General features: G+C 66.4%; 18 protein-coding genes. All 18 read left to right on the top strand.

The window, feature by feature from the left end:
* Positions 1 to 55: 55 nt before the first annotated feature.
* Positions 56 to 382, top strand: a complete 327-nt coding sequence (locus EBB56_RS13645) for a flagellar transcriptional regulator FlhD (protein WP_045994768.1) — start codon at positions 56 to 58, stop codon at positions 380 to 382.
* Entirely contained in the window at positions 379 to 966 is a 588-nt protein-coding gene (gene flhC / locus EBB56_RS13640; protein WP_045994769.1) for a flagellar transcriptional regulator FlhC, read from the top strand. Before EBB56_RS13645 ends, flhC begins: the two co-directional genes overlap by 4 nt.
* A gap of 333 nt (positions 967 to 1,299) precedes the next feature.
* The gene (gene motA / locus EBB56_RS13635; RefSeq protein WP_045994770.1) at positions 1,300 to 2,172 is read left to right on the top strand and encodes a flagellar motor stator protein MotA; all 873 of its coding nucleotides are present in this window, start codon (positions 1,300 to 1,302) and stop codon (positions 2,170 to 2,172) included.
* A complete protein-coding gene (gene motB / locus EBB56_RS13630) occupies positions 2,169 to 3,140 on the top strand; it encodes a flagellar motor protein MotB (RefSeq protein WP_108448563.1) in 972 nt (323 codons plus the stop codon). The genes motA and motB overlap by 4 nt, the downstream gene beginning before the upstream one ends.
* 23 nt (positions 3,141 to 3,163) lie before the next feature.
* Complete coding sequence (gene cheA, locus EBB56_RS13625) at positions 3,164 to 5,374, top strand: chemotaxis protein CheA (RefSeq protein WP_124804593.1); 2,211 nt, start codon at positions 3,164 to 3,166, stop codon at positions 5,372 to 5,374.
* A complete protein-coding gene (locus tag EBB56_RS13620) occupies positions 5,371 to 5,874 on the top strand; it encodes a chemotaxis protein CheW (protein WP_045992359.1) in 504 nt (167 codons plus the stop codon). The genes cheA and EBB56_RS13620 overlap by 4 nt, the downstream gene beginning before the upstream one ends.
* 65 nt (positions 5,875 to 5,939) lie before the next feature.
* Positions 5,940 to 7,700 (top strand): methyl-accepting chemotaxis protein, encoded by a 1,761-nt coding sequence (locus tag EBB56_RS13615; protein WP_260425364.1) that lies wholly within the window; start codon positions 5,940 to 5,942, stop codon positions 7,698 to 7,700.
* A 92-nt stretch (positions 7,701 to 7,792) separates the two neighbouring features.
* The gene (locus EBB56_RS13610) at positions 7,793 to 9,940 is read left to right on the top strand and encodes a methyl-accepting chemotaxis protein (RefSeq protein ID WP_124804592.1); all 2,148 of its coding nucleotides are present in this window, start codon (positions 7,793 to 7,795) and stop codon (positions 9,938 to 9,940) included.
* Complete coding sequence (locus EBB56_RS13605; RefSeq protein WP_124804591.1) at positions 9,937 to 10,809, top strand: CheR family methyltransferase; 873 nt, start codon at positions 9,937 to 9,939, stop codon at positions 10,807 to 10,809. Before EBB56_RS13610 ends, EBB56_RS13605 begins: the two co-directional genes overlap by 4 nt.
* Before the next feature lie 69 nt (positions 10,810 to 10,878).
* On the top strand, positions 10,879 to 11,937 hold the full coding sequence (locus tag EBB56_RS13600; RefSeq protein ID WP_045992355.1) for a chemotaxis response regulator protein-glutamate methylesterase: 1,059 nt from the start codon (positions 10,879 to 10,881) through the stop codon (positions 11,935 to 11,937).
* A gap of 41 nt (positions 11,938 to 11,978) precedes the next feature.
* The gene (locus tag EBB56_RS13595; RefSeq protein WP_240184208.1) at positions 11,979 to 13,697 is read left to right on the top strand and encodes a methyl-accepting chemotaxis protein; all 1,719 of its coding nucleotides are present in this window, start codon (positions 11,979 to 11,981) and stop codon (positions 13,695 to 13,697) included.
* A 39-nt stretch (positions 13,698 to 13,736) separates the two neighbouring features.
* Entirely contained in the window at positions 13,737 to 14,126 is a 390-nt protein-coding gene (gene cheY, locus EBB56_RS13590; protein ID WP_045992353.1) for a chemotaxis response regulator CheY, read from the top strand.
* Positions 14,127 to 14,152: 26 nt separating this feature from the next.
* Positions 14,153 to 14,815, top strand: coding sequence for a protein phosphatase CheZ (gene cheZ, locus EBB56_RS13585; protein WP_108132025.1), 663 nt, complete (start codon positions 14,153 to 14,155; stop codon positions 14,813 to 14,815).
* 161 nt (positions 14,816 to 14,976) lie between these two features.
* Complete coding sequence (gene flhB, locus EBB56_RS13580; RefSeq protein WP_045992351.1) at positions 14,977 to 16,155, top strand: flagellar biosynthesis protein FlhB; 1,179 nt, start codon at positions 14,977 to 14,979, stop codon at positions 16,153 to 16,155.
* A gap of 49 nt (positions 16,156 to 16,204) precedes the next feature.
* Complete coding sequence (flhA, locus tag EBB56_RS13575) at positions 16,205 to 18,286, top strand: flagellar biosynthesis protein FlhA (RefSeq protein WP_045992350.1); 2,082 nt, start codon at positions 16,205 to 16,207, stop codon at positions 18,284 to 18,286.
* Positions 18,287 to 18,288: 2 nt separating this feature from the next.
* Positions 18,289 to 18,723 (top strand): flagellar protein FlhE, encoded by a 435-nt coding sequence (locus EBB56_RS13570; protein WP_052704317.1) that lies wholly within the window; start codon positions 18,289 to 18,291, stop codon positions 18,721 to 18,723.
* A gap of 22 nt (positions 18,724 to 18,745) precedes the next feature.
* Complete coding sequence (locus EBB56_RS13565) at positions 18,746 to 19,447, top strand: RNA polymerase sigma factor FliA (protein ID WP_045992349.1); 702 nt, start codon at positions 18,746 to 18,748, stop codon at positions 19,445 to 19,447.
* A 221-nt stretch (positions 19,448 to 19,668) separates the two neighbouring features.
* Positions 19,669 to 20,232 carry an alkyl hydroperoxide reductase subunit C gene (ahpC, locus tag EBB56_RS13560; protein WP_045992348.1) on the top strand — a complete coding sequence of 188 codons (564 nt, stop codon included), beginning with the start codon at positions 19,669 to 19,671 and terminating at the stop codon, positions 20,230 to 20,232.
* Positions 20,233 to 20,558: the final 326 nt, after the last annotated feature.

Genomic DNA, 20,558 nt, shown 5'->3' with positions numbered 1-20,558 from the left:
GCAATACCTAAAGCTGGCGATGATCAGCAAAAAAAACGATCAAGGCAGGGAACCCATGAGCAATCAGTCACTGATCGACGAGATTCAGGAGTTGAATCTTGCCTATCTTCTACTGGCCCAACGTCTGTTGGCCGAAGACCGCACCACCGCCCGTCTGCGTCTGAACATCAGCGAAGAACAGGCCGAGCTGCTGGAAAGCTTCAATGCACGCCAGCTGACCCGGCTGTCACGCACCAACCAACTGCTCTGCCAACTGGGGCTCGGCTCCACCGAGCAACTGCGTCAGGTGGTGGACAACCCGCGGGAACAGGGCCTGGCTCACCTCCACTCCTCGCTGTTGATGGCTTGCAGCGCGGCCTCTACCGGAGGCGCGCTGACATGAGCACCAAGAGCCTGGTCCAGGAGATGCATCAGGTGCAGCTCGCCATCGACCTGATCGAACTCGGTGCGCGTCTGCAGGTCCTGGAAACCGAGACCGACCTCAGTCGGGCCCGCCTGATCCGGCTGTTCAAGGAGGTCCGCGGCATGTCACCGCCCAAGGGCATGCTGCCGTTTTCCACCGACTGGTTCATCACCTGGCTGCCGAACATCCACTCGTCGCTGTTCTACGCCTTCTATCAGCGCCTGCAGGACCAGGGATGCGAGCGCATGGAGGCCTTCGTCAAGGCCTACCGGCTGTACACCGAGCAGATCGACATCGACGCCGCCGAGCCGGTGCTGGGGCTGACCCGGGCCTGGACGCTGATCCGCTTTTTTGAAAGCGACCTGCTGCAGTTGACGCCCTGCACCCGCTGTCATGGCAACTTCGTGGCCCACGCTCACTCGCCGAGCCACGACTACGTCTGCGGCATCTGCCAGCCACCGTCCCGCGCCGGCAAGACCCGCCGTCGCCAGGCGCAGAAGGACGAGGCCGCCAAGGCGGCAGAGACACCAGCGATTGCAGGGCCGGTCAAGCATCTGGCTTGACCCCTCTTTACCACCGCAGGCCACAGGGTGACTCCTCGTCGGAGCGCCCTGTGGCAGTCCAGTCCGCGGTTATCCGCCCTGTTTCACTCGCCCTACTCACTTCTCGCTAGGCCCCACCCCCTCGCCCTCTCACTCTCTTACCCTCTCTTTCTCCGCTCTCTACCTCTCTACCTCTCTACCTTCACTCTGTCTTTACTCTCTCCCCCTTCTTCCTTGGGCCCACCGATCCTGCATATTTTTTCGTTGAACGGTGATTTCACGGCTCAAGTCTGTCGCCGGCACGCCGATAACTGAAGCAGAACGTCTTCCACGTCTCTGCAAAGGATAGTCGTCGTGCTGATACCTATTGGATTCGCGGTCGTGCTGCTGTCGGTATTCGGGGGCTTCGTGCTCTCCGGCGGCAGCCTCGGCCCGCTGTTCCAGCCGACCGAACTGCTGATGATCGGTGGCGCCGGCGTTGGCGCCTTCATCGCCTCCAACCACGGCAAGGCGCTCAAGGCGACCTTCCGCATCTTTCCTCGTCTGAGGCGCTCCAAGCGCTACGACAAGGCCATGTACATGGAGCTGATGGCGCTGCTTTACCGGCTGCTGGCCAAGGTGCGCCGCGACGGCATGCTGGGCATCGAGCGCGACATCGACAATCCCGCCGAAAGTGCGCTGTTCAGCGAGTACCCCAAGGTCGTCGCCGACCCGATGATCATGAACTTCCTAACCGACTACCTTCGCCTGATGGTGGCCGGCAGCATGGACCCGATGGAAATCGACGAGCTGATGCTCCACGAGATCGAGATGTTCGAGCAGGAGGCGCATATTCCTGCCGACGCCATCGCCAAGGTCGGCGATTCCATGCCGGCCTTCGGCATCGTCGCCGCGGTGATGGGGGTGGTGAAGGCGCTGAGCGTCACCGCCGCCGATCCCGCCGAGATGGGGGTGATGATCGCCCACGCCCTGGTCGGCACCTTCCTCGGCATCCTGCTCGGCTATGGCTTCATCAGCCCGCTGGCCTACCGCATCGAACGCCAGACCGGCGAGTCGATCAAGATGCTGCAGTGCCTGAGGGTCACCCTGCTGGCCAGCCTGCACGGCTATCCGCCGCAGCTGGCGGTGGAGTTCGGCCGCAAGGCGCTGCACACCAGCGAACGCCCGAGCTTCAAGGAGCTCGAGGACCATGTGCGTGACGCCAAGGCCAGCGCGGGGGCCGCATGAGCAGCTCCAACCAGCGCCGACCGATCATCATCCGCCGCAAGAAGGTGGTGCATCGCCACCATGGCGGTAGCTGGAAGATCGCCCTGGCTGACTTCATGACGGCGCTGATGGCGCTGTTTCTGGTGATGTGGATCCTGTCTTCAGCAAGCCGCGAGACCCGCGAGGGAGTGGCCGACTACTTCAGCATGCCGCTGCTGGCCGCCATGACCAATGGCGACAGCGTGGCCATGAGCCCCCAGGTCATCCCCGGCGGTGGGCCCGACGTGACCAGCCAGCAGGGCGAGCGCATGCGCATCGACCTCAAGCGCCAGACCCGCCCCAGCGAGCAGCAACGGCGCGCCTTCCGTGACCTGCAGCAGCGCATCGAGCTGGCCATCCAGCAGGACCCCAGCCTGCGCGGACTGCGTGACCAGCTGCGCTTCGACATGACCCAGGAGGGGCTGCGCATCCAGTTGCTGGACGACGAGCAGCGGCCGATGTTTGCCCTCGGCAGCGACCGCGTGGCGCCCTACCTGCGCAATCTGCTGCGCACCATGGCGCCGCTGCTCAACGACCTGCCCAACGACCTGAGCATCAGTGGCCATACCGACAGCCTGGCCTACCTGAACGGCCGGGGCGGCTACAGCAACTGGGAGCTTTCCTCGGACCGCGCCAACGCCTCGCGCCGGGAGCTGCTCGATGGCGGCCTCGAGGGCGACAAGCTGCTGCGGGTGGCAGGCCTCGCCGACCAGGTGGTGATGCCAGGCACCGACGCCGCCGATCCGATCAATCGACGTATCGAACTGGTGGTGCTGTTTCCCAGCGTCGCCGAGCTGATTCGCCACCCCGGCACCCTCGATCCGCGAGCCCCCAGGCCCGCCAGGGGCGGCGGTGAGGCCCAGCTCGCCGGTCCCCTCGAGGACATCGAGGCACGCTTTCACACCGCCCTGGCCAATTCCCCAGCGTCGCCGCCAGACGAGCCGCACTGAACCAGAACAAGGGTGACACAGGCATGGATATCACCGACTTCTACGACACCTTCTTCGAGGAAGCCGAAGAACTGCTGGCGGACATGGAACGCCATCTGCTGGAGCTGGACCCAGCAGCGCCGGACACCGAACAGCTCAACGCCATCTTCCGCGCCGCCCACTCGATCAAGGGCGGCGCCGGTACGTTCGGCTTCGAGATCCTGCAGCGCACCACCCACCTGTTCGAGAACCTGCTCGACCATACCCGGCGCGGCGAGCTGCGCCTTCGCCCCGACATCGTCGATACCTTTCTGGAAACCAAGGACATGCTCAACGACCAGCTCGACGCCTACCGCAACGAACAGGCGCCGGACCAGGAGGCCTACGAGCGCATCTGTCAGACCCTGAAGACCCTGGCACTGGAAGAGATCGGCCAGGCGTTGGACGGTGGCGCCGAGCCTACGGCACCTGCGGCGGCGGCAGCGGCTGATCCGGTCCCCGCCCCGGCGACGACGGCTCCGCCCGCCGACTCGCCCGCGGATCAAGACGCCACCAGTGAAGCGCCGGCACAGGACGACGGCACGGCCCTGGTGGTGGCGCTGATCGGCGTGGCCGACAAGGACCGCGAGCTGCTGGTGGAAGAGCTGGCCCAGCTCGGCGAGGTGCTGGAGCGACGCGGCGACGCCCAGCGCCATGAGGTGGTGCTGTCCACCAGCGTCAGCGCCGAGGATATCGAGGCGGTGATGTGCTTTATCGCCGAGGCCGACCAGGTCGAGATAGGTCCCTGCCAGAGTATCGCTGGCACAGCCCCCGTTACCGGCACTGACAGCGCCCCGGAAAGCGCCGGCGACAGCGCCGGCGACAGCGCAGAAAAAGCCCCCGCCGCCCCAGCCCCTGCGGCCGAGCCAGTCCCTGCGACGCCCGGCGCTGCTGCCACCTCCGCCACGACCGCGGATGCCGGCTCGCCCCCGCCGCGCCAGCAGCGCAAGACCAGCGCCAAGCCGGTCAAGGAGGCCAGCTCCATCCGCGTCTCGGTGGACAAGGTTGACCAGATCATCAACCTGGTCGGTGAGCTGATCATCACCCAGTCGATGCTCGACCAGACCGTCAGCGAGCTCGACGCCGCCGCCGATCCGCGCCTGCTCAACGGCATGAGCCTGTTGCAGCGCAATGCGCGGGATCTGCAGGAGGCGGTGATGTCGGTACGCATGGTGCCGATGGACTACGTCTTCAGCCGTTACCCAAGGCTGGTCCGCGACCTGGCCTCCAAGCTCGACAAGGACGTGGAGCTGACCACCGAGGGCGAGTCCACCGAGCTCGACAAGAGCCTGACCGAGCGCATCATCGACCCCCTGACCCACCTGGTACGCAACAGCCTGGACCACGGCATCGAGTCGCCCGAGGCGCGCCTTGCCGCCGGCAAGCCGGCGACCGGGCGGCTGACCCTGTCGGCCCAGCACCAGGGCGGCAACATCCTGATCGAGGTGATCGACGACGGCGCCGGCCTGGACCGCGAGCGCATCCTGGCCAAGGCCCGCGAAAGCGGCCTGAACGTCTCCGACGCGATGAGCGATGACGAGGTGTGGCAGCTGATCTTCGCCCCCGGCTTCTCCACCGCCGCCCAGGTCAGCGACGTCTCCGGCCGCGGGGTCGGCATGGACGTGGTCAAGCGCAACATCCAGGCCATGGGCGGTCACGTCGAGATCCTGTCGCGCCAGGGCCAGGGCACCACCACCCGCATCGTGCTGCCGCTGACCCTGGCGATCCTCGACGGCATGTCGATTCGGGTCGGCGAGGAGACCTTCATCCTGCCGCTGTCGGCGGTGCTGGAGTCGCTGCAGCCCTCCCGCGACAACCTCTACGCCATGGCCGGCGACGACCAGGTGCTGCAGGTGCGCGACGAGTACCTGCCGGTGGTGGCGGTCCATTCGGCGCTGGACGTGGCCAATGCCCGCACCGAGATCACCGAGACCATCGCCGTCATCGTCCAGGGCGAAGGGCGCCGCTACGCCCTGCTGGTGGACGACCTGATCGGCCAGCAGCAGGTAGTGGTCAAGAACCTGGAAACCAACTACCGGCGGGTGCCGGGTGTGTCCGCCGCCACCATCCTGGGTGACGGCAGCGTGGCGCTGATCCTGGACATCGCCGACCTGCACCGCCTCGACCGCGAGAAGAAACAGCGACGCCACCACGATACTCGCGGCGCCCACCTTTTGCCTGAATCCCAGCCCCTGACGGAGGACCTTTCAGCATGAACCAGCACACCGATCTGGCAGCACAGGCGGCCACCGACCTGAGCCACCGTGAATTCCTCGTGTTCTCCCTGGGCGACGAGGAATACGCCATCGACATCCTCAAGGTCCAGGAGATCCGCGGCTACGAGAACGTCACTCGCATCGCCAACGCCCCGGCCTTCATCAAGGGCGTGACCAATCTGCGCGGGGTCATCGTTCCCATCGTCGATCTGCGCATCAAGTTCCGCCTGGAGCGGGTCGAGTACGGCGGCCAGACCGTGGTGATCGTGGTCAACGTGGGCACCCGCGTGGTGGGCATCGTGGTCGATGCGGTGTCCGACGTGATGACCCTGGCCCCGGAACAGATCAAGCCGGCCCCGGAGTTCGGTGTGACCCTGTCGTCGGACTACCTGAGCGGCCTGGGCAGCCTCGAGGACCGCATGCTGGTGCTGGTGGACATCGACAAGCTGTTGACCAGCGACGAAATGGCCCTGGTCGAACACGCCGGTGACGGCGCCTGACGCCCTCTGCTCCCGATCTATCCGGTCCCTGGACCCTTGAAACGACGCCCGTACAGGAAAGGCACGTGAAGCGACTCAATGACATGACGGTAAGGCTGAGCTGGACGCTGGTACTGGGCACCTTCGCCCTGCTGGTGGCGCTGCTCAGCGCCCTCGGCCTCTATATCACCTCGCTCAGCGAAGACTCGATCCAGCGCCTGAACGAGGTCAACGTCGACCAGCAATCCGCCCTCAACCGGGCCAACTCTCAGCAACTGTTCCTGCAGCTCGAACTGCGCGACATCCAGGCCGGACTGCTCGACGCGGTGTGGCCCGAGGAGCGCGAACCGCTGATCGAGGCGGCGGCTGCCCTCGACGACGACCTGGCCACCCTGGAGGCCACCTTCGCCGAGTTCATGGCGCTGCCGAGCCGCCCCGAACAGGCCGAGCGCATCGCCGGGGTGGAAGCGGCCTTCCGCGCCCTGATCGACCAGGGGATGATCCCGCAGCGGGCGGCGCTGGCAGAGGGCGACACCGACGCCTTCACCCAGAATCGTGAAGGCCTGATCGCGCTCAGCGACGCCTTCTACAAGGCAGCCGTGGACTTCTTCGTCGCCGCCGAGAGCAACGGCGCCGCGCTCTACGACACCTTCCTCGAGAACATGGGTCTGCTGCAGTGGGCCATCGTCGCCGTGCTGATCGTCGCCGCCCTGACCATCGGCGGCGTGCTGTGGGGTGTCACGGTCAACGTGATTCGTCCGTTGGGGCGGCTGGTCGGCTACTTCGAGGCGGTGGAATCCGGCCGCCTGGACCTGCAGATTCCCGAGCGCGGCAACAACGAGATCGGCCGTCTCTACGCCTCGCTGGCCAAGATGCAGGCGGGGCTGGCCGGCACCGTGGGCGCGGTACGCGACAGCGGCAACCTGATCTACCAGGGTGCCCAGCATATCGCCGGCGGCAACAACGACCTGTCCGCCCGCACCGAACAGCAGGCCGCCTCGCTGGAGGAGACCGCCTCGAGCATGGAGGAGCTGTCCTCCACCGTCAGCCAGAACGCCGACAACGCCCGCCAGGCCAGCCAACTGGCCAACGAAGCGAGCAGCGCCGCAGGCCGCGGCGGTGAGGTGATGCAAAGCGTGGTCACCACCATGCACGACATCCGCTCGGGCTCTCATCGCGTCGCCGACATCGTCGGCACCATCGACGCCATCGCCTTCCAGACCAACATCCTGGCGCTGAACGCCTCGGTGGAGGCGGCGCGTGCCGGCGAGCACGGCCGCGGCTTTGCAGTGGTCGCCGAGGAGGTGCGCAAGCTGGCCAGCCGCTCGTCGGAGGCGGCCCGCGAGATTCGCGAGCTGATCGACGCCTCGCTGAATCAGGTCGGCTCGGGCACGGAGCTGGTGGATGAGGCCGGCCAGGTGATGCAGGAACTGGTCACCTCGGTCACTCGCGTCAGCGACATCATGGACGAGATCGCCTCGGCCACCAGCGAGCAGAGCCACGGCATCGGCCAGGTCAACGACGCCATCAACCAGATGGAACAGGTGACCCAGCAGAACGCCCAGATGGTGCAGCAGGCCGCCTCGGCCTCCAACCAGCTCGAGGCCGAGGCCAGCCGTCTGACCGCCACCATGAGCCGCTTCCAGCTGGCCGACAGCGGGGCCGATGCCGACAACAGCCAGGACGAACTGGCCCGCTGGATGCCGGCACTGCGATCGAACCAGCGCGACGCCGAGGCCAGCCGCCACGCCGGGCAAAGACCCGGAGCCGGCCAGACCAACAGCAACACCAGCACCAGCACCAGCCAGCACGACAGCAGCAGCGACGACGAGTGGGAGTCGTTCTGACGACCTCACTCCGGGCTGCCCGGGGTCGCCCCTAACGACCCCGGGCAGCGCCCGCGACAACCACACAAGAAAACGACCATGCAGGGGGCAAGATGCGAAACAATCAACCGACCACCCAGCGGGAATTCGTGCTCGACGACGATCATTTCCTGATCTCCCGCACCGACCTCCAGGGCCGGATCACCTACGCCAACCCGGCCTTCGTCGAGGTCAGCGGCTTTGCCCGCGACGAACTGATCGGCGAACACCATAACGTGGTGCGCCACCCCGAGATGCCGCCGGCCGCCTTCGCCGACCTGTGGAAGTGCCTGCAGGCCGGCAGGACCTGGCAGGGGCTGGTCAAGAACCGCCGCAAGAACGGCGACTACTACTGGGTCAGGGCCAGCGTCTCGCCGCTGGAAGAAGGCGGCGAGGTGGTCGGCTACGCCTCGGTGCGGGTCAAGGCATCTAGCGACGAGATCGCCCTGGCCGAGCGCGCCTACGCCGACTACCGCGCCGGCAAGCGCCGCCCCCGCTACGCCCTGCGCCAGGGCCAGCTGCGCCGGCGCGGGCTTTTCGGTGCCCTGGGACGACTGAACCTCAAGAGCATGAAGGCGCGTCTGATCGGGCTGATCGGGGTGGCGGCGGTGCTGCTGGCGGCCAGCGGTGCGATCGGGCTCTACGCCGAGCGTCAGTCGGTGGGCTATTTGGCGTCCATCCACCAGGACGGCCTGCAGGACGTGGCCAGCCTGCAGCGCATGGATCAACTGATCACCCAGGGGTATTCGTCGCTGGTGGGCAAGGAGCGCATGGCGCTGATGGACAAGCGTGAGGAGCACGCCGCCGAGCTTTCGGTGATCCAGCAGAGCCTCGGCGGACTGTGGGAGCGCTATCGCGAGCGCGAGGTCAACCAGACCGCCCTGGCCGACATCTTCGAGCGCCAGCTCAATGAGTACCTGGAGAACTCCCTGGGCAAGTCGATCGAGATCCTCACGGGTGAAGACAGCTACGAGGTGTTCGTCGCCCTGCCCAACCACATCGGTGTGGTAGAGGCCGAGGGCAAGGCGCTGTCCGACCGGGTCACCACTTTGATCCAGGACAAGCAGGCCGCCGCCAACGCCCTGGCGGCAAAAGCCAGCCAGATGCAGCAGACCATGCTGATGGTGCTGGCCGGGGTGCTCGGTGCGGGCCTTTTGCTGCTGGTGCTGATCGGTGGCCTGACCCTGCGTGCCATGCTCAAGCCGCTGCGCGAAGTGGAGCGTTTCAGCCTGCAGATCGCCTCAGGCAACCTGGGCGCCGAAGTGCCCAGCGCCCGGCGCGACGAGATGGGCCGCGTGATCGCCGGCCTCGACGTGATGCGCAAGAGCCTCGGCAGCATCATCGGCGACGTCAACAAGGCCATCGGCCAGGTCACCCCGGCGGTAGCCGATATCGCCAGGGGCAACGAGGACCTGTCGGCGCGTACCGAGCAGCAGGCGTCGTCGCTGCAGCAGACCGCCGCCAGCATGGAAGAGATGACTACCACCGTCGCCCACAACAGCGACAACGCGCGTCAGGCCAGTGGTCTTGCCTCGGACAACGCCGAGCGCACCCAGGCCACCAGCGAGCTGATGCAGCGCCTGGTGGGCAACATGGGCGAGATTACCGAGGGCTCGCGCAAGATGGCGGAGATCATCTCCACCATCGATGCCATCGCCTTCCAGACCAATATCCTGGCGCTGAATGCCTCGGTGGAAGCCGCCCGGGCCGGCGAGCAGGGTCGTGGCTTTGCGGTGGTGGCCGGCGAGGTGCGCAAGCTGGCCGGCCGCAGCGCCGACGCCGCCAGCGAGATCCGTGGGCTGATCGACGACGCCAACCAGCGGGTCGACGGCGGGGCCGAGCTGGTGCGCCAGGCCGAAGCCTCCATGACCGAGGTCATGGAAGCCACCACCCGGGTCAATGACATCATGGCGGAAATTACCGCCGCCTCCAACGAGCAGAGCAACGGCATCGTCCAGATCAACCAGGCGGTGACCGAGATGGACCAGGTGACACAGCAGAATGCCGCCCGTGTCCAGACCTCCGCCGCCGCCGCCTACCAGCTGCGTGCCCACAGCGAGGCACTGGCCTTCGCCATTCGCGCCTTCCGCCTGAAGGGCTCGGCCCAGGAAACGGTGAGCGAGAAGCGCGAGCGTCAGGAACCACGGACCGACGACAGTGCGCCGCGACGCGAGCCGGCGCCCGCCGCCCAGACACACCATGAGGAGTGGGAAGCCTTTTGAACGAGCCCCTGGCACCACCAGGCAGCTGGAGCACGAGCGAGGGGATCCCCTCGCTCGAGCGTGACCTGCTGCTGACCGAGCGCGACTTCAGCCGCATTCGTCAGCTGATCCATGAGCGGGCCGGCATCGTGCTGGCCGAGCACAAGCGCGAGATGGTCTACAGCCGTCTGGCCAAACGCCTGCGCCATCATGGTCTGACCCGCTTCAGCGACTATCTGGAAAGACTCGAACGACGTCCGGATGCCAGGGAATGGGAGGCGTTCACCAATGCCTTGACCACCAATCTGACGGCCTTCTTCCGTGAGGCCCACCATTTTCCGCTGCTGGCCGAGCACGCCAGTGGTCGTACCGGCGGTTACCGAGTGTGGTGTGCCGCCGCCTCCACCGGCGAGGAGCCCTACTCCATCGCCATGACGTTGAGCGATGTCTTCAGCGGCAATACCAGCAAGTTCGAGGTCATCGCCACCGATATCGATACCGACGCCCTGGCCCGGGCCCGCGCCGGGGTCTACAGCATCGAGCAGCTCTCGCGGCTGGATGAGGGCCTCAAGCGGCGCCACTTCCTGCGTGGCAAGGGCCGCCACGAGGGCATGGCGCGGATTCATCCCGACGTCAGCCAACGTGTTGCGTTCCAGTCGCTCAACCTGCTCGCCCCGAGCTGGGGCATGGAAGGCAAGTTTGACGCGATCTTCTGTCGAAACGTGATGATCTACTTCGACAAGCCGACCCAGACGCGGATCCTCGAACGCTTCGCACCGCTGCTCAAGCCCGACGGCCTGCTGTTCGCCGGCCATTCGGAGAACTTCTCCCAGATCAGCGACGCCTTCCGTCTGCGTGGCCAGACCGTCTATCGACTGGCCGGGCGCTGAACGACGCCTAAAGATCCCTCCCCGGCAGCCGATAACACAGATACTGGCCCATCCCCCTAGGAGAGCTGCTTGAGCGCCCCCAAGATCAAGGTGTTGTGCGTCGATGACTCGGCCCTGATTCGCAACCTGTTGAAGGAAATCATCCAGTCCCAGGCGGACATGGAGGTCGTGGCGGTGGCGCCCGATCCGCTGGTGGCGCGGGATCTGATCAAGCGCCATAACCCGGACGTGCTGACCCTGGACGTGGAAATGCCGCGCATGGATGGCCTCGACTTTCTCGAGCGGTTGATGCGGCTGCGCCCGATGCCGGTACTGATGGTGTCGTCGCTGACCCAGGCCGGCTCCGACATCACCCTGCGCGCGCTGGAGCTGGGTGCGGTGGACTTTGTCGCCAAGCCGACCCTGGGCATCCGCGACGGCATGCTCGACTACGCCAATGACATCGCCGCCAAGATCCGCGCCGCGGCACGCTCGCGCCCCCGCCAGACGCGCCCGAACCAGGAGCCGCCCAGGCGCCTGTCGGCCCCCATCATCGGCAGCGAGAAGCTGGTCGCCATCGGCGCCTCCACCGGCGGTACCGAGGCCATCCGCCAGGTGCTCGAGCCGCTGCCGGCGGCGAGCCCCGCCATCATCATCACCCAGCATATGCCCGGCGGCTTTACCCGCTCGTTCGCCGAGCGCCTGGACCGGCTGTGCCAGATCTCGGTCAAGGAGGCCAGCGACGGCGAGCGCCTGCTGCCCGGTCACGCCTACATCGCCCCGGGTGACATGCACCTGGAGCTGGCCCGCAGTGGCGCCAACTACATCGCCCGACTGCACGACGGTCCGCCGGTCAATCGCCACCGCCCCTCGGTGGACGTGATGTTCGACTCGGTGGCACGCCTGGCGGGCGCCAACGCGGTGGGCGTACTGCTCACCGGCATGGGCAAGGACGGAGCCGCCGGCCTTGTGAAGATGCGCCAGGCCGGCGCTTCCACCCTGGCCCAGGACGAAGCCAGCTGCGTGGTGTTCGGCATGCCGCGGGAAGCCATCGCCCTGGGAGGGGCGGACGAAACCGTCGCCTTGCCTGAAGTGGCGCCGAGGATTCTCGCGCTGGTCGCCGCCGCTGGCCGTGCCCAGCGCGTCTGATGGTCGTCCAGGGAAGGGCGTATTCGCTCAAGGAGTTCACCGTGTCACTACTACGCAATATTCGCCTGCACACCCTGATGATCGTGATGCTGGCCAGTCTGCTGGTCGCCTCGGTCATCGGCCTGGGGATCGGCATGCTGAGCAGTCACAAGGCTGCCGACACCCTGTCGCTGCTCAACCGCATCAACGTCGAGCAGCTCAACGCGGTCAATCGCGGTGACGCCCTGCTCAACGAGGCACTGCTGGAGATCGAGGTCGCCGCCACCAGCCAGCAACTGGATCGGCTCGACAAGGCCCAGGAGCTGATCGTCAGTGCCGAGTCCCACTTCGACCGTTTCGCTGCCGTCCCCCGCACCCCCCAGGGCGAGGCCGTCGGCGGGCGCATCGAGGACCGCTACCCGGTGGTCATGGACGGCGCCGTCAAGCTGATCGAGGCACTGCGCGATGGCGACAGCGAAGGCTTCGAGGCCGGTAGCCTGGCGCTTGCCCCCGAACTTGCCGAGCTCAACCAGGCACTCGATGCGTTCAGCAGCTACGCCGACGCCCGCGGCAACACCATCGTCAGCGACTTCGAACGTCAGTCACGCCTTGACCGCGGGCTGGAGCTGGCGGCCCTGGCGATGATCCTGCTGGCCATCGCCGGCGCCTACCTGCTGTTGAAAAGCCTGGTGATCAAGCCGCTGGCACGGGCGGTGGAGAGCCTGGACGCCATCGCCCACGCCGACCTGTCGCGACCGATCCAGGTGCGGGGCGACAACGAGATCAGCCAGCTATTTCGCGCCATGCAGGAAATGCAGCACAAGCTTGGCCAGACCGTCAGCGAGGTTCGCCGGGGCGGCACACGCATGGCCAGCGGCAGCCACGAGATCGCCTCGGGCAATGTCGATCTGGCGACCCGCACCGAACAGCAGGCGGCCTCCATCGAACAGACCGCCGCCAGCATGGAGCAGCTCACCACCACGGTGTCCCAGAACGCCGACAACGCCGGCCAGGCACGCCATTTGGCAAGCCAGGCTTCAACCACCGCCGAGCAGGGTGGCCAGGTGGTCAGCCAGGTGGTGGAGACCATGGAAACCATCAGCCAGGACTCGCGCCAGATCAGCGAGATCACCGGGATGATCGACGCCATCGCCTTTCAGACCAACATCCTGGCGCTCAACGCCTCGGTGGAGGCGGCACGGGCCGGCGAACAGGGCCGCGGCTTCGCGGTGGTCGCCGGCGAGGTCCGCAGCCTGGCCAGTCGCAGCGCCGAGGCCGCCGGTCGCATCAAGTCGTTGATCGAGACCTCCACCAGCCGCGTCGACGGTGGTACCCGACTCGCCCGCCAGGCCGGCGAGACCATGGCAGAGGTGGTCAGCTCGGTGCGCCGGGTGCTCGACATCGTCGACGAGATCGCCGTGGCCTCCCGCGAGCAGAGCGACGGCATCGGACAGATCGGCCAGGCGGTAGTACAGATGGACCAGACCACCCAGCAGAACGCCTCGCTAGTGCAGCAGGTGTCACGCGCCGCCGAAGACCTGGCACTGCAGGCGCGCCAGCTGGCCGCCGAGGTGGAGGTGTTCCGCCTGCCAGCAGGGCTCGAGACAGATAGCCCCGTGGCGCTGGCAAGCGCGCCGGGGCAGTCGCTGACCGCGAGCACCGGCAGCGTCCCTGACGACCTCGATGACGATGGCCGCAGCACAGACAGCAGCGATGGTCGCCGCGAGCCCGAGGCCCGCGCGAGCCAGCGACACGACGAAACCGAATGGGAGGCCTTCTAGGCCTCCCCCAAGCGATAACGACGACGAGGACCCGTATCAATGGCCGACAAGAACATGCGCATCCTGGTGGTGGACGACTTTCCCACCATGCGCCGCATCGTGCGCAGCCTGCTCAAGGAGCTGGGCTTCACCAATGTGGAAGAGGCCGAGGACGGCCAGGACGGCCTGGCAAAACTGCGTGAAGGCGGTTTCGACTTCGTGGTCTCCGACTGGAACATGCCCAACCTGGACGGCCTGGAGATGCTCAAGGCCATCCGTGGCGACGATGCCCTGAAGTCACTGCCGGTCCTGATGGTGACCGCCGAGGCCAAGAAGGAAAACATCATCGCCGCGGCGCAAGCCGGCGCCAACGGTTACGTGGTCAAGCCGTTCACCGCCGCCACCCTCGAAGAAAAACTCAACAAGATCTTCGAAAAGCTCGGCATGTGACGCCCTGGCGCCACGAGGAGACAACGATGACACAACAGCAGATCGCCAGCGCCGCCCCCGGGCCCAACGCCCAGGGCGACGACCTGGTCCAGCGCATCGGCCAACTGACCCGCATGCTGCGTGAAAGCATGCGCGAGCTGGGCCTGGACAAGGAGATCGAAAAGGCCGCAGAGGCCATCCCCGACGCCCGTGACCGCCTTAGCTACGTTGCCACCATGACCGAACAGGCGGCAGAACGCTCGCTCAACGCCATCGACCGCGCCCAGCCGCTGCAGGATAGTCTGAGCGAACACGCCAAGGCGCTGGACGATCGCTGGCAGCAGTGGTTCGACGCCCCCAAGGAGCTCGACGAGGCCCGCGACCTGGTCAGCGACACCCGTGCCTACCTGACGATGGTGCCGGAGAACACCCAGGCCACCCAGAAGGAGCTGCTGGAGATCCTGATGGCCCAGGACTTCCAGGATCTGACCGGCCAGGTGATCAAGCGCATGATGGACGTCATCCGCGAGATCGAGGACCAGCTGGTGCAGGTGCTGATCGACAGCGTGCCCGAGAGCGAAGCCCGTGAAAGCCTGCGCCGGCGCAACGAGGATTCGTTGCTCAACGGCCCCCAGGTCAAGCCTGAGAGCAGCGACGTGGTGGCGAGCCAGGATCAGGTCGACGACCTGCTCGACGAACTGGGTTTCTAGCCGCCTCGCAGAGGGCCGCGCGCCTACCATCCCTTCCCGGGATCAGACAGGGCTTCCCCCATCAGGGGGTAAGCCCTCTTTCTCGTCACCTTTTCGGGCCTTTGAACTGGCCTGCCCAAGGGACAATGGGCCATACCAGAACTTGTGCCCGTTGATCCCCCATGGCCGACAGCTCCAGCGATCAGGAAAAGACCGAAGAGGCCACCCCGCGACGCCTTGAGAAGGCGCGCGAGGAAGGCCAGGTAGCGCGTTCGCGGGAACTCGCCACTTTCATGCTGCTGCTCGGCGGCGTGGTCGGGCTGTGGTCCATGGGTGCCATGCTCTACGGCCAGCTGGGCAGCGTGATGGAGCAGGCCTTCCTGTTCGAGCGCCGCGAGGCCATGGAGACCATGCCGATGCTGTCCCAGGCGCTGGACCTGGGCAGTCGCACCCTGCTTAGCCTGATTCCGCTGTTTCTGCTGCTGACCCTGATCGCGCTGGTGGCGCCGGCGCTGCTCGGCGGCTGGCTGGTATCGGCCAAGGCGCTCAAGCCCCAGGCGTCGAAGCTGAACCCGGTCAAGGGCCTCAAGCGCATGTTCTCCACCCAGGCCCTGGCGGAGCTGGGCAAGGCCATCGCCAAGTCGGTGCTGGTGGGCGGGGTCGGCCTGGGCTTCGTCTACCTGCATCGGGGTGAGGCGCTGAGCCTGATGGAATTGCCCATCGCCGCGGCGCTGGCGGCATCGATGAAGCTGGCCGCCGAGGCCAGCGCGCTGATGGTGCTGACCCTGGTGGTGGTGATCCTGATCGACGTGCCCTACCAGCTATGGAGCCACGCCAAGAAGCTGCGCATGAGCAAGGAAGAGATCAAGCAGGAGCACAAGGAGTCCGAGGGCGACCCCCAGGTCAAGGGCCGCATCCGCCAGCAGCAGCAGGCCATGGCCCGAGGCCGCATGATGAGCCAGGTGCCCGACGCCGACGTGGTGGTCACCAACCCCACCCACTACGCGGTGGCGCTGAGCTACCGCGAAGGCAGCATGGGCGCACCACGGGTCGTCGCCAAGGGCGCCGACGCGGTGGCCGCGCGCATCCGCGAGCTGGCCGGTGAGGCCGGCGTGCCACTGCTCGAGGCGCCGCCCCTGGCGCGCACCCTGTACCGCCACGTGGATCTGGATCGCGAGATTCCCATGGAGCTCTACACCGCGGTGGCCGAGGTGCTGGCCTGGGCCTTCGGCCTCAAACGCGCCGCCAGCGAAGGCGAGACGCCGCCGCCCGCCCCAGAATCCATCCAGGTGCCCGCCGAACTGGCCGTGGCCGCCTCCACGCCAGAGCGCAATGTGACAGCAGACGAGAGACAACCATGACCCCAGCGCCTGACCACAGCGCCATCGCCGGCCCGGCGGGAGACCACGGATGAAGCCGTTGTCCCAGTACCTGACCCGCCGCGACTGGATGGCCGAGATCCCGATGAAGGTGCTGGCCGGCCCGCTGTTGATCATCATGATCCTGGCGATGATGATCCTGCCGCTGCCGCCCTTCGCCCTGGATGTGCTGTTTACCTTCAACATCGCCCTGGCGGTGATGGTGCTGCTGGTCAGCATGTTCACCGAAAAGCCGCTGGACTTCGCCGCCTTTCCAGCGGTGCTGCTGTTCACCACCCTTCTACGGCTATCGCTCAACGTGGCCTCCACCCGGGTGGTGCTAATGAATGGCCACGAAGGCGGCGACGCCGCCGGCAAGGTCATCGAGGCCTTCGGCCAGTTTCTGGTCGGCGGCAACTTCGCGGTGGGTCTGGTGGTGTTCCTGATCCTGGTGATCATCAACTTCATGGTCATCACCAAGGGCGCCGGGCGCATCGCCGAAGTGGGCGCACGCTTCATGCTCGACGCCATGCCGGGCAAGCAGATGGCCATCGACGCCGACCTCAACGCCGGTCTTATCGGCGAGGAAGACGCCAAGCGACGGCGCGCCGAGGTGGCCCAGGAGGCCGACTTCTACGGTTCCATGGACGGCGCCAGCAAGTTCGTGCGTGGCGACGCCATGGCCGGCCTGATCATCATGGTGGTCAACGTGCTGGGCGGGCTGATGATCGGCCTGATGCAGTACGACATGGCCTTCTCCGACGCCGCCCGCACCTACATCCTGCTGACCATCGGCGACGGACTGGTGGCCCAGATCCCGGCGCTGGTGATCTCCACCGCCGCCGGCGTCACGGTGTCCCGGGTCAACACCGACCAGGACGTCGGCCAGCAGATGATCAGCCAGCTGTTCGTCAATCCCAAGGTGCTGATCCTGGCGGCCGGGGTGATGGGCCTGCTGGGCCTGGTGCCGGGCATGCCCAACCTGGTGTTCCTGCTGTTTACCGTGCTGCTTGCGACCCTGGCCTGGTGGCTGACCCGCCAGTCCGAGAAGCGCCTGGTCGAAGAGCAGGAAAGCACCGCCCCGGCGCCCCCCCCGGAAGCCCCGGAGGCGAGCTGGGACGACGTCCAGCTGGTCGATACCCTGGGCCTGGAGGTCGGCCACCGGCTGATTCCGCTGGTCGACGCGCGCCAACAGGGGGAGCTGCTTGGTCGGATCAAGAGCGTGCGCAAGAAGTTCGCCCAGGAGGTCGGCTTCCTGCCACCGGTGGTGCATATCCGCGACAACCTGGAGCTGGAGGCCTCCACCTACCGGGTCACCCTGAAGGGCGCCGAGATCGGCCGCGCCGAGGCCTGGCCCGGGCGCTGGCTGGCCATCGACCCCGGCCAGGTGTCCGGCGAGCTGGACGGCACCCCGACCCAGGACCCGGCCTTCGGCCTGCCGGCGGTGTGGATCGACGCCAGCCAGCGCGAACGCGCCCAGGTCTACGGCTACACCGTGGTCGACGCCAGCACCGTGGTCGCCACCCACCTGAACCACCTGCTGCACCGCCACGCCTCCGAGATGCTGGGGCGCCAGGAGGTGCAGAAGCTGCTCGACAAGCTCAGCACAGAGCAGAAGTCGCTGGTCGAGGAGGTGGTGCCCAAGGCGCTGTCGCTGACCGCCTTCACCCGGGTACTGCAGCAGTTGCTGGACGAGGACGTGTCGATCCGTGATCTACGCACCATCCTCGATACCCTGGCCGAGCACGCGCCCCATCAGCAGGACCCCAGCGAGCTGACTGCCCTGGTGCGCATCGCGCTCGGCCGCGCCATCACCCAGCAGTGGTTCGCCGGCCAGGAATCGCTCAACGTCATCGGCCTCGAGCCCCAGCTCGAACAGGTGCTGCACCAGGCCATGAACGGCAACGGCGCCCTGGAGCCGGGTCTGGCCCAGACCCTGATGGACCAGACCGAGGCGGCGCTGGGCCGCCACGAGGCCACCGGCGAGCCGCCAGTGCTGGTGGTCACCCCGAGCCTGCGCCCGGTGCTGGCACGCTTCCTGCGCCGCCGTCTGCGCCATCTGGTGGTGATGTCCCAGGCCGAGATCCCCGACGACCGCATGCTGCGCGTCACCCATCAGGTCGGGGGGATGTGACCATGCTCCCAGCCTTGATCCTTGCCCGGAGAACCCAGTGTGCGCCGAGACGCCTGGCGGCACTCTCCCTGCTGGCGCTGTGGCTGATCGCCAGCGGCGCCCAGGGCTTCCCCGGTGCCTGGACCGCCAACGCCCCGCGCATGACCGTCGCCTCGAGCCAGCTCGACCAGTCGTCGCGACCGCTGACGCCGCCCTCCGCCAGCGTCGAGGGCGTGATCGAGCGGGTGGTGTGGCGCTATCGCACAGCGCCTGGCGCCCGCCTGCAGGGTCGCCTGTGCCATGGACAGCGCTGCCTGCGCCTGAAGGCCGCCCACGGCAGCACCGAACACTTCGCCGGCCTCGACGCTGCCGGCCCCTTCGTCTTTCGTTTTCGTCTCCTGGATGGTGAGTCGCCGCTCGTTGTCGACGGCATGAGCGTGATCGTCAACCACCGTTGAGGCTGTCCCAGAGGAAAGTGCCATGTACACCGCACAAGGCAGAATGGAGCATCAGTCCCAGCTCGAAGCCTACCTCCCCATGGTGCGTCGCCAGGCCCTGGCGCTGCAGGTCAAGCTGCCCGCCGGGGTCGACCTGGATGACCTGATCCAGGCCGGCATCGTCGGCCTGCTGGAGGCGCTGGGGCGCTTCGATGCAAGCCAGGGCGCCCAGTTCACGACCTTCGCCAGCCAGCGGGTGCGCGGCGCCATGCTCGACGAACTGCGCAGCCGCGACTGGCTGCCGCGCAGCGTACGCCGCCAGGCCCGGGCACTGGACGAGGCCACCCGCGAGCTGCAGCAGCGCCTCGGCCGCCCCCCGGAGGAACACGAGATCGCCGAGGCGCTGGACATGGACCTGGTCAGCTACCGACGCCTGTTGAGCGACGTCAACAATGGCCAGCTGATGCCCTTCGAGGAATTGCTCGCCGAAGGCAACGAGCATCGCTTCAGCGACCAGATCAGCATGGCGCCGCTGGCCGAACTGCTCGACGGCGAACGCCGCGAGGCGCTGGTCGCCGCCATCGCCGAGCTGCCCGAGCGGGAAAAACTGCTGATGGCGCTCTACTACCAGGAGGAGCTCAACCTCAAGGAGATCGGCGCCGTGCTGGGGGTCAGCGAGTCCCGGGTGTGTCAGATCCATAGCCAGGCGGTGAGCCGACTGCGCGCGCGATTAAGCGAGCACTGAGCCGCTTCGACAACTCAGCGAAGAAAACAAAAGAAGAAAGCGAAAGAAGAAAACCACTGGAAAAACGGAAGGTTAGAAAGAGCGGCCGACTAAAGGGAACAGCCACCCCATAGCCATCTCTTATCAGGATTATCGGACCATTCAATTTATCCAATTGCTCGTTTCTGCGTAAGGTGAGCCCTGTCTTCAGACAATACACCCATCGCTCAAAGGAGACGGGAATGTCCCTGATCAACACCGAAGTCAAGCCGTTCAAGGCCACCGCTTACCACAACGGCGAGTTCGTCGACGTCTCAAGCGACGACATGAAAGGCCAGTGGAGCATCGTCTTCTTCTACCCGGCCGACTTCACCTTCGTCTGCCCGACCGAGCTTGGTGACCTGGCGGACAACTACGAAGAATTCAAGAAGCTGGGCGTCGAGATCTACAGCGTCTCCACCGACACCCACTTCACCCACAAGGCCTGGCACGACAGCTCCGAGACCATCGGCAAGCTGCAGTTCCCGATGATCGCCGACCCGACCCTGACCATCTCGCGCAACTTCGAGGTACTGATCGAGGAAGACGGCCTGGCCGAGCGTGGCACCTTCGTCATCGACCCCGAGGGCAAGATCCAGATCGTCGAGATCAACGCCGGCAACATCGGCCGCAACGCCGAAGAGCTGCTGCGCAAGGTCAAGGCTGCCCAGTACGTCGCCGCCCACCCCAACGAGGTGTGCCCGGCCAAGTGGAAGGAAGGCGAAGAGACCCTGGCGCCGTCCCTGGACCTCGTCGGCAAGATCTAAGCCTTGTCCGCAAGATCTGACACTTGTCCGCCAGATCTGACACTTGACCGAAAGTGTCTTGAGCAAGATGTGACTGCGCCAAGGCTGGCTGACTCAGCCTTAGTGTCCCTTGTCGCAGTCACGGCGCCTCGCCAGAGGCGCCCGTCACCCCTGAGGTGACACCCTTTTCCCCACCGGGTCGTTCGTCTCGGTCGTCCTACCAGTCGCTTATGCGAGATCGGGCCCTTCGGCCCGGTGGGGATTCTGCGGCCCAATGATCGGCCAGTTCGCCGATACCGGCACTACGCTCCCGCCGCAGACTACCATTTTCCGATTTTTATCAGGAT

It is taken from the genome of Halomonas sp. YLB-10, assembly GCF_003856855.1.
GTDB lineage: Bacteria > Pseudomonadota > Gammaproteobacteria > Pseudomonadales > Halomonadaceae > Halomonas > Halomonas litopenaei.
This window is presented reverse-complemented; position numbering and strand designations above follow the sequence as displayed.

Excerpts from the sequence above, each read along its gene's own strand:
- motB (WP_108448563.1), top strand. The coding sequence starts at position 2,169 with ATGAGCAGCTCCAACCAGCGCCGACCGATCATCATCCGCCGCAAGAAG.
- EBB56_RS13565 (WP_045992349.1), top strand. The coding sequence starts at position 18,746 with ATGTACACCGCACAAGGCAGAATGGAGCATCAGTCCCAGCTCGAAGCC.
- EBB56_RS13620 (WP_045992359.1), top strand. The coding sequence starts at position 5,371 with ATGAACCAGCACACCGATCTGGCAGCACAGGCGGCCACCGACCTGAGC.
- cheA (WP_124804593.1), top strand. The coding sequence starts at position 3,164 with ATGGATATCACCGACTTCTACGACACCTTCTTCGAGGAAGCCGAAGAA.
- EBB56_RS13610 (WP_124804592.1), top strand. The coding sequence starts at position 7,793 with ATGCGAAACAATCAACCGACCACCCAGCGGGAATTCGTGCTCGACGAC.
- flhB (WP_045992351.1), top strand. The coding sequence starts at position 14,977 with ATGGCCGACAGCTCCAGCGATCAGGAAAAGACCGAAGAGGCCACCCCG.
- flhC (WP_045994769.1), top strand. The coding sequence starts at position 379 with ATGAGCACCAAGAGCCTGGTCCAGGAGATGCATCAGGTGCAGCTCGCC.
- flhA (WP_045992350.1), top strand. The coding sequence starts at position 16,205 with ATGAAGCCGTTGTCCCAGTACCTGACCCGCCGCGACTGGATGGCCGAG.
- EBB56_RS13645 (WP_045994768.1), top strand. The coding sequence starts at position 56 with ATGAGCAATCAGTCACTGATCGACGAGATTCAGGAGTTGAATCTTGCC.
- cheY (WP_045992353.1), top strand. The coding sequence starts at position 13,737 with ATGGCCGACAAGAACATGCGCATCCTGGTGGTGGACGACTTTCCCACC.
- EBB56_RS13570 (WP_052704317.1), top strand. The coding sequence starts at position 18,289 with ATGCTCCCAGCCTTGATCCTTGCCCGGAGAACCCAGTGTGCGCCGAGA.
- cheZ (WP_108132025.1), top strand. The coding sequence starts at position 14,153 with ATGACACAACAGCAGATCGCCAGCGCCGCCCCCGGGCCCAACGCCCAG.
- ahpC (WP_045992348.1), top strand. The coding sequence starts at position 19,669 with ATGTCCCTGATCAACACCGAAGTCAAGCCGTTCAAGGCCACCGCTTAC.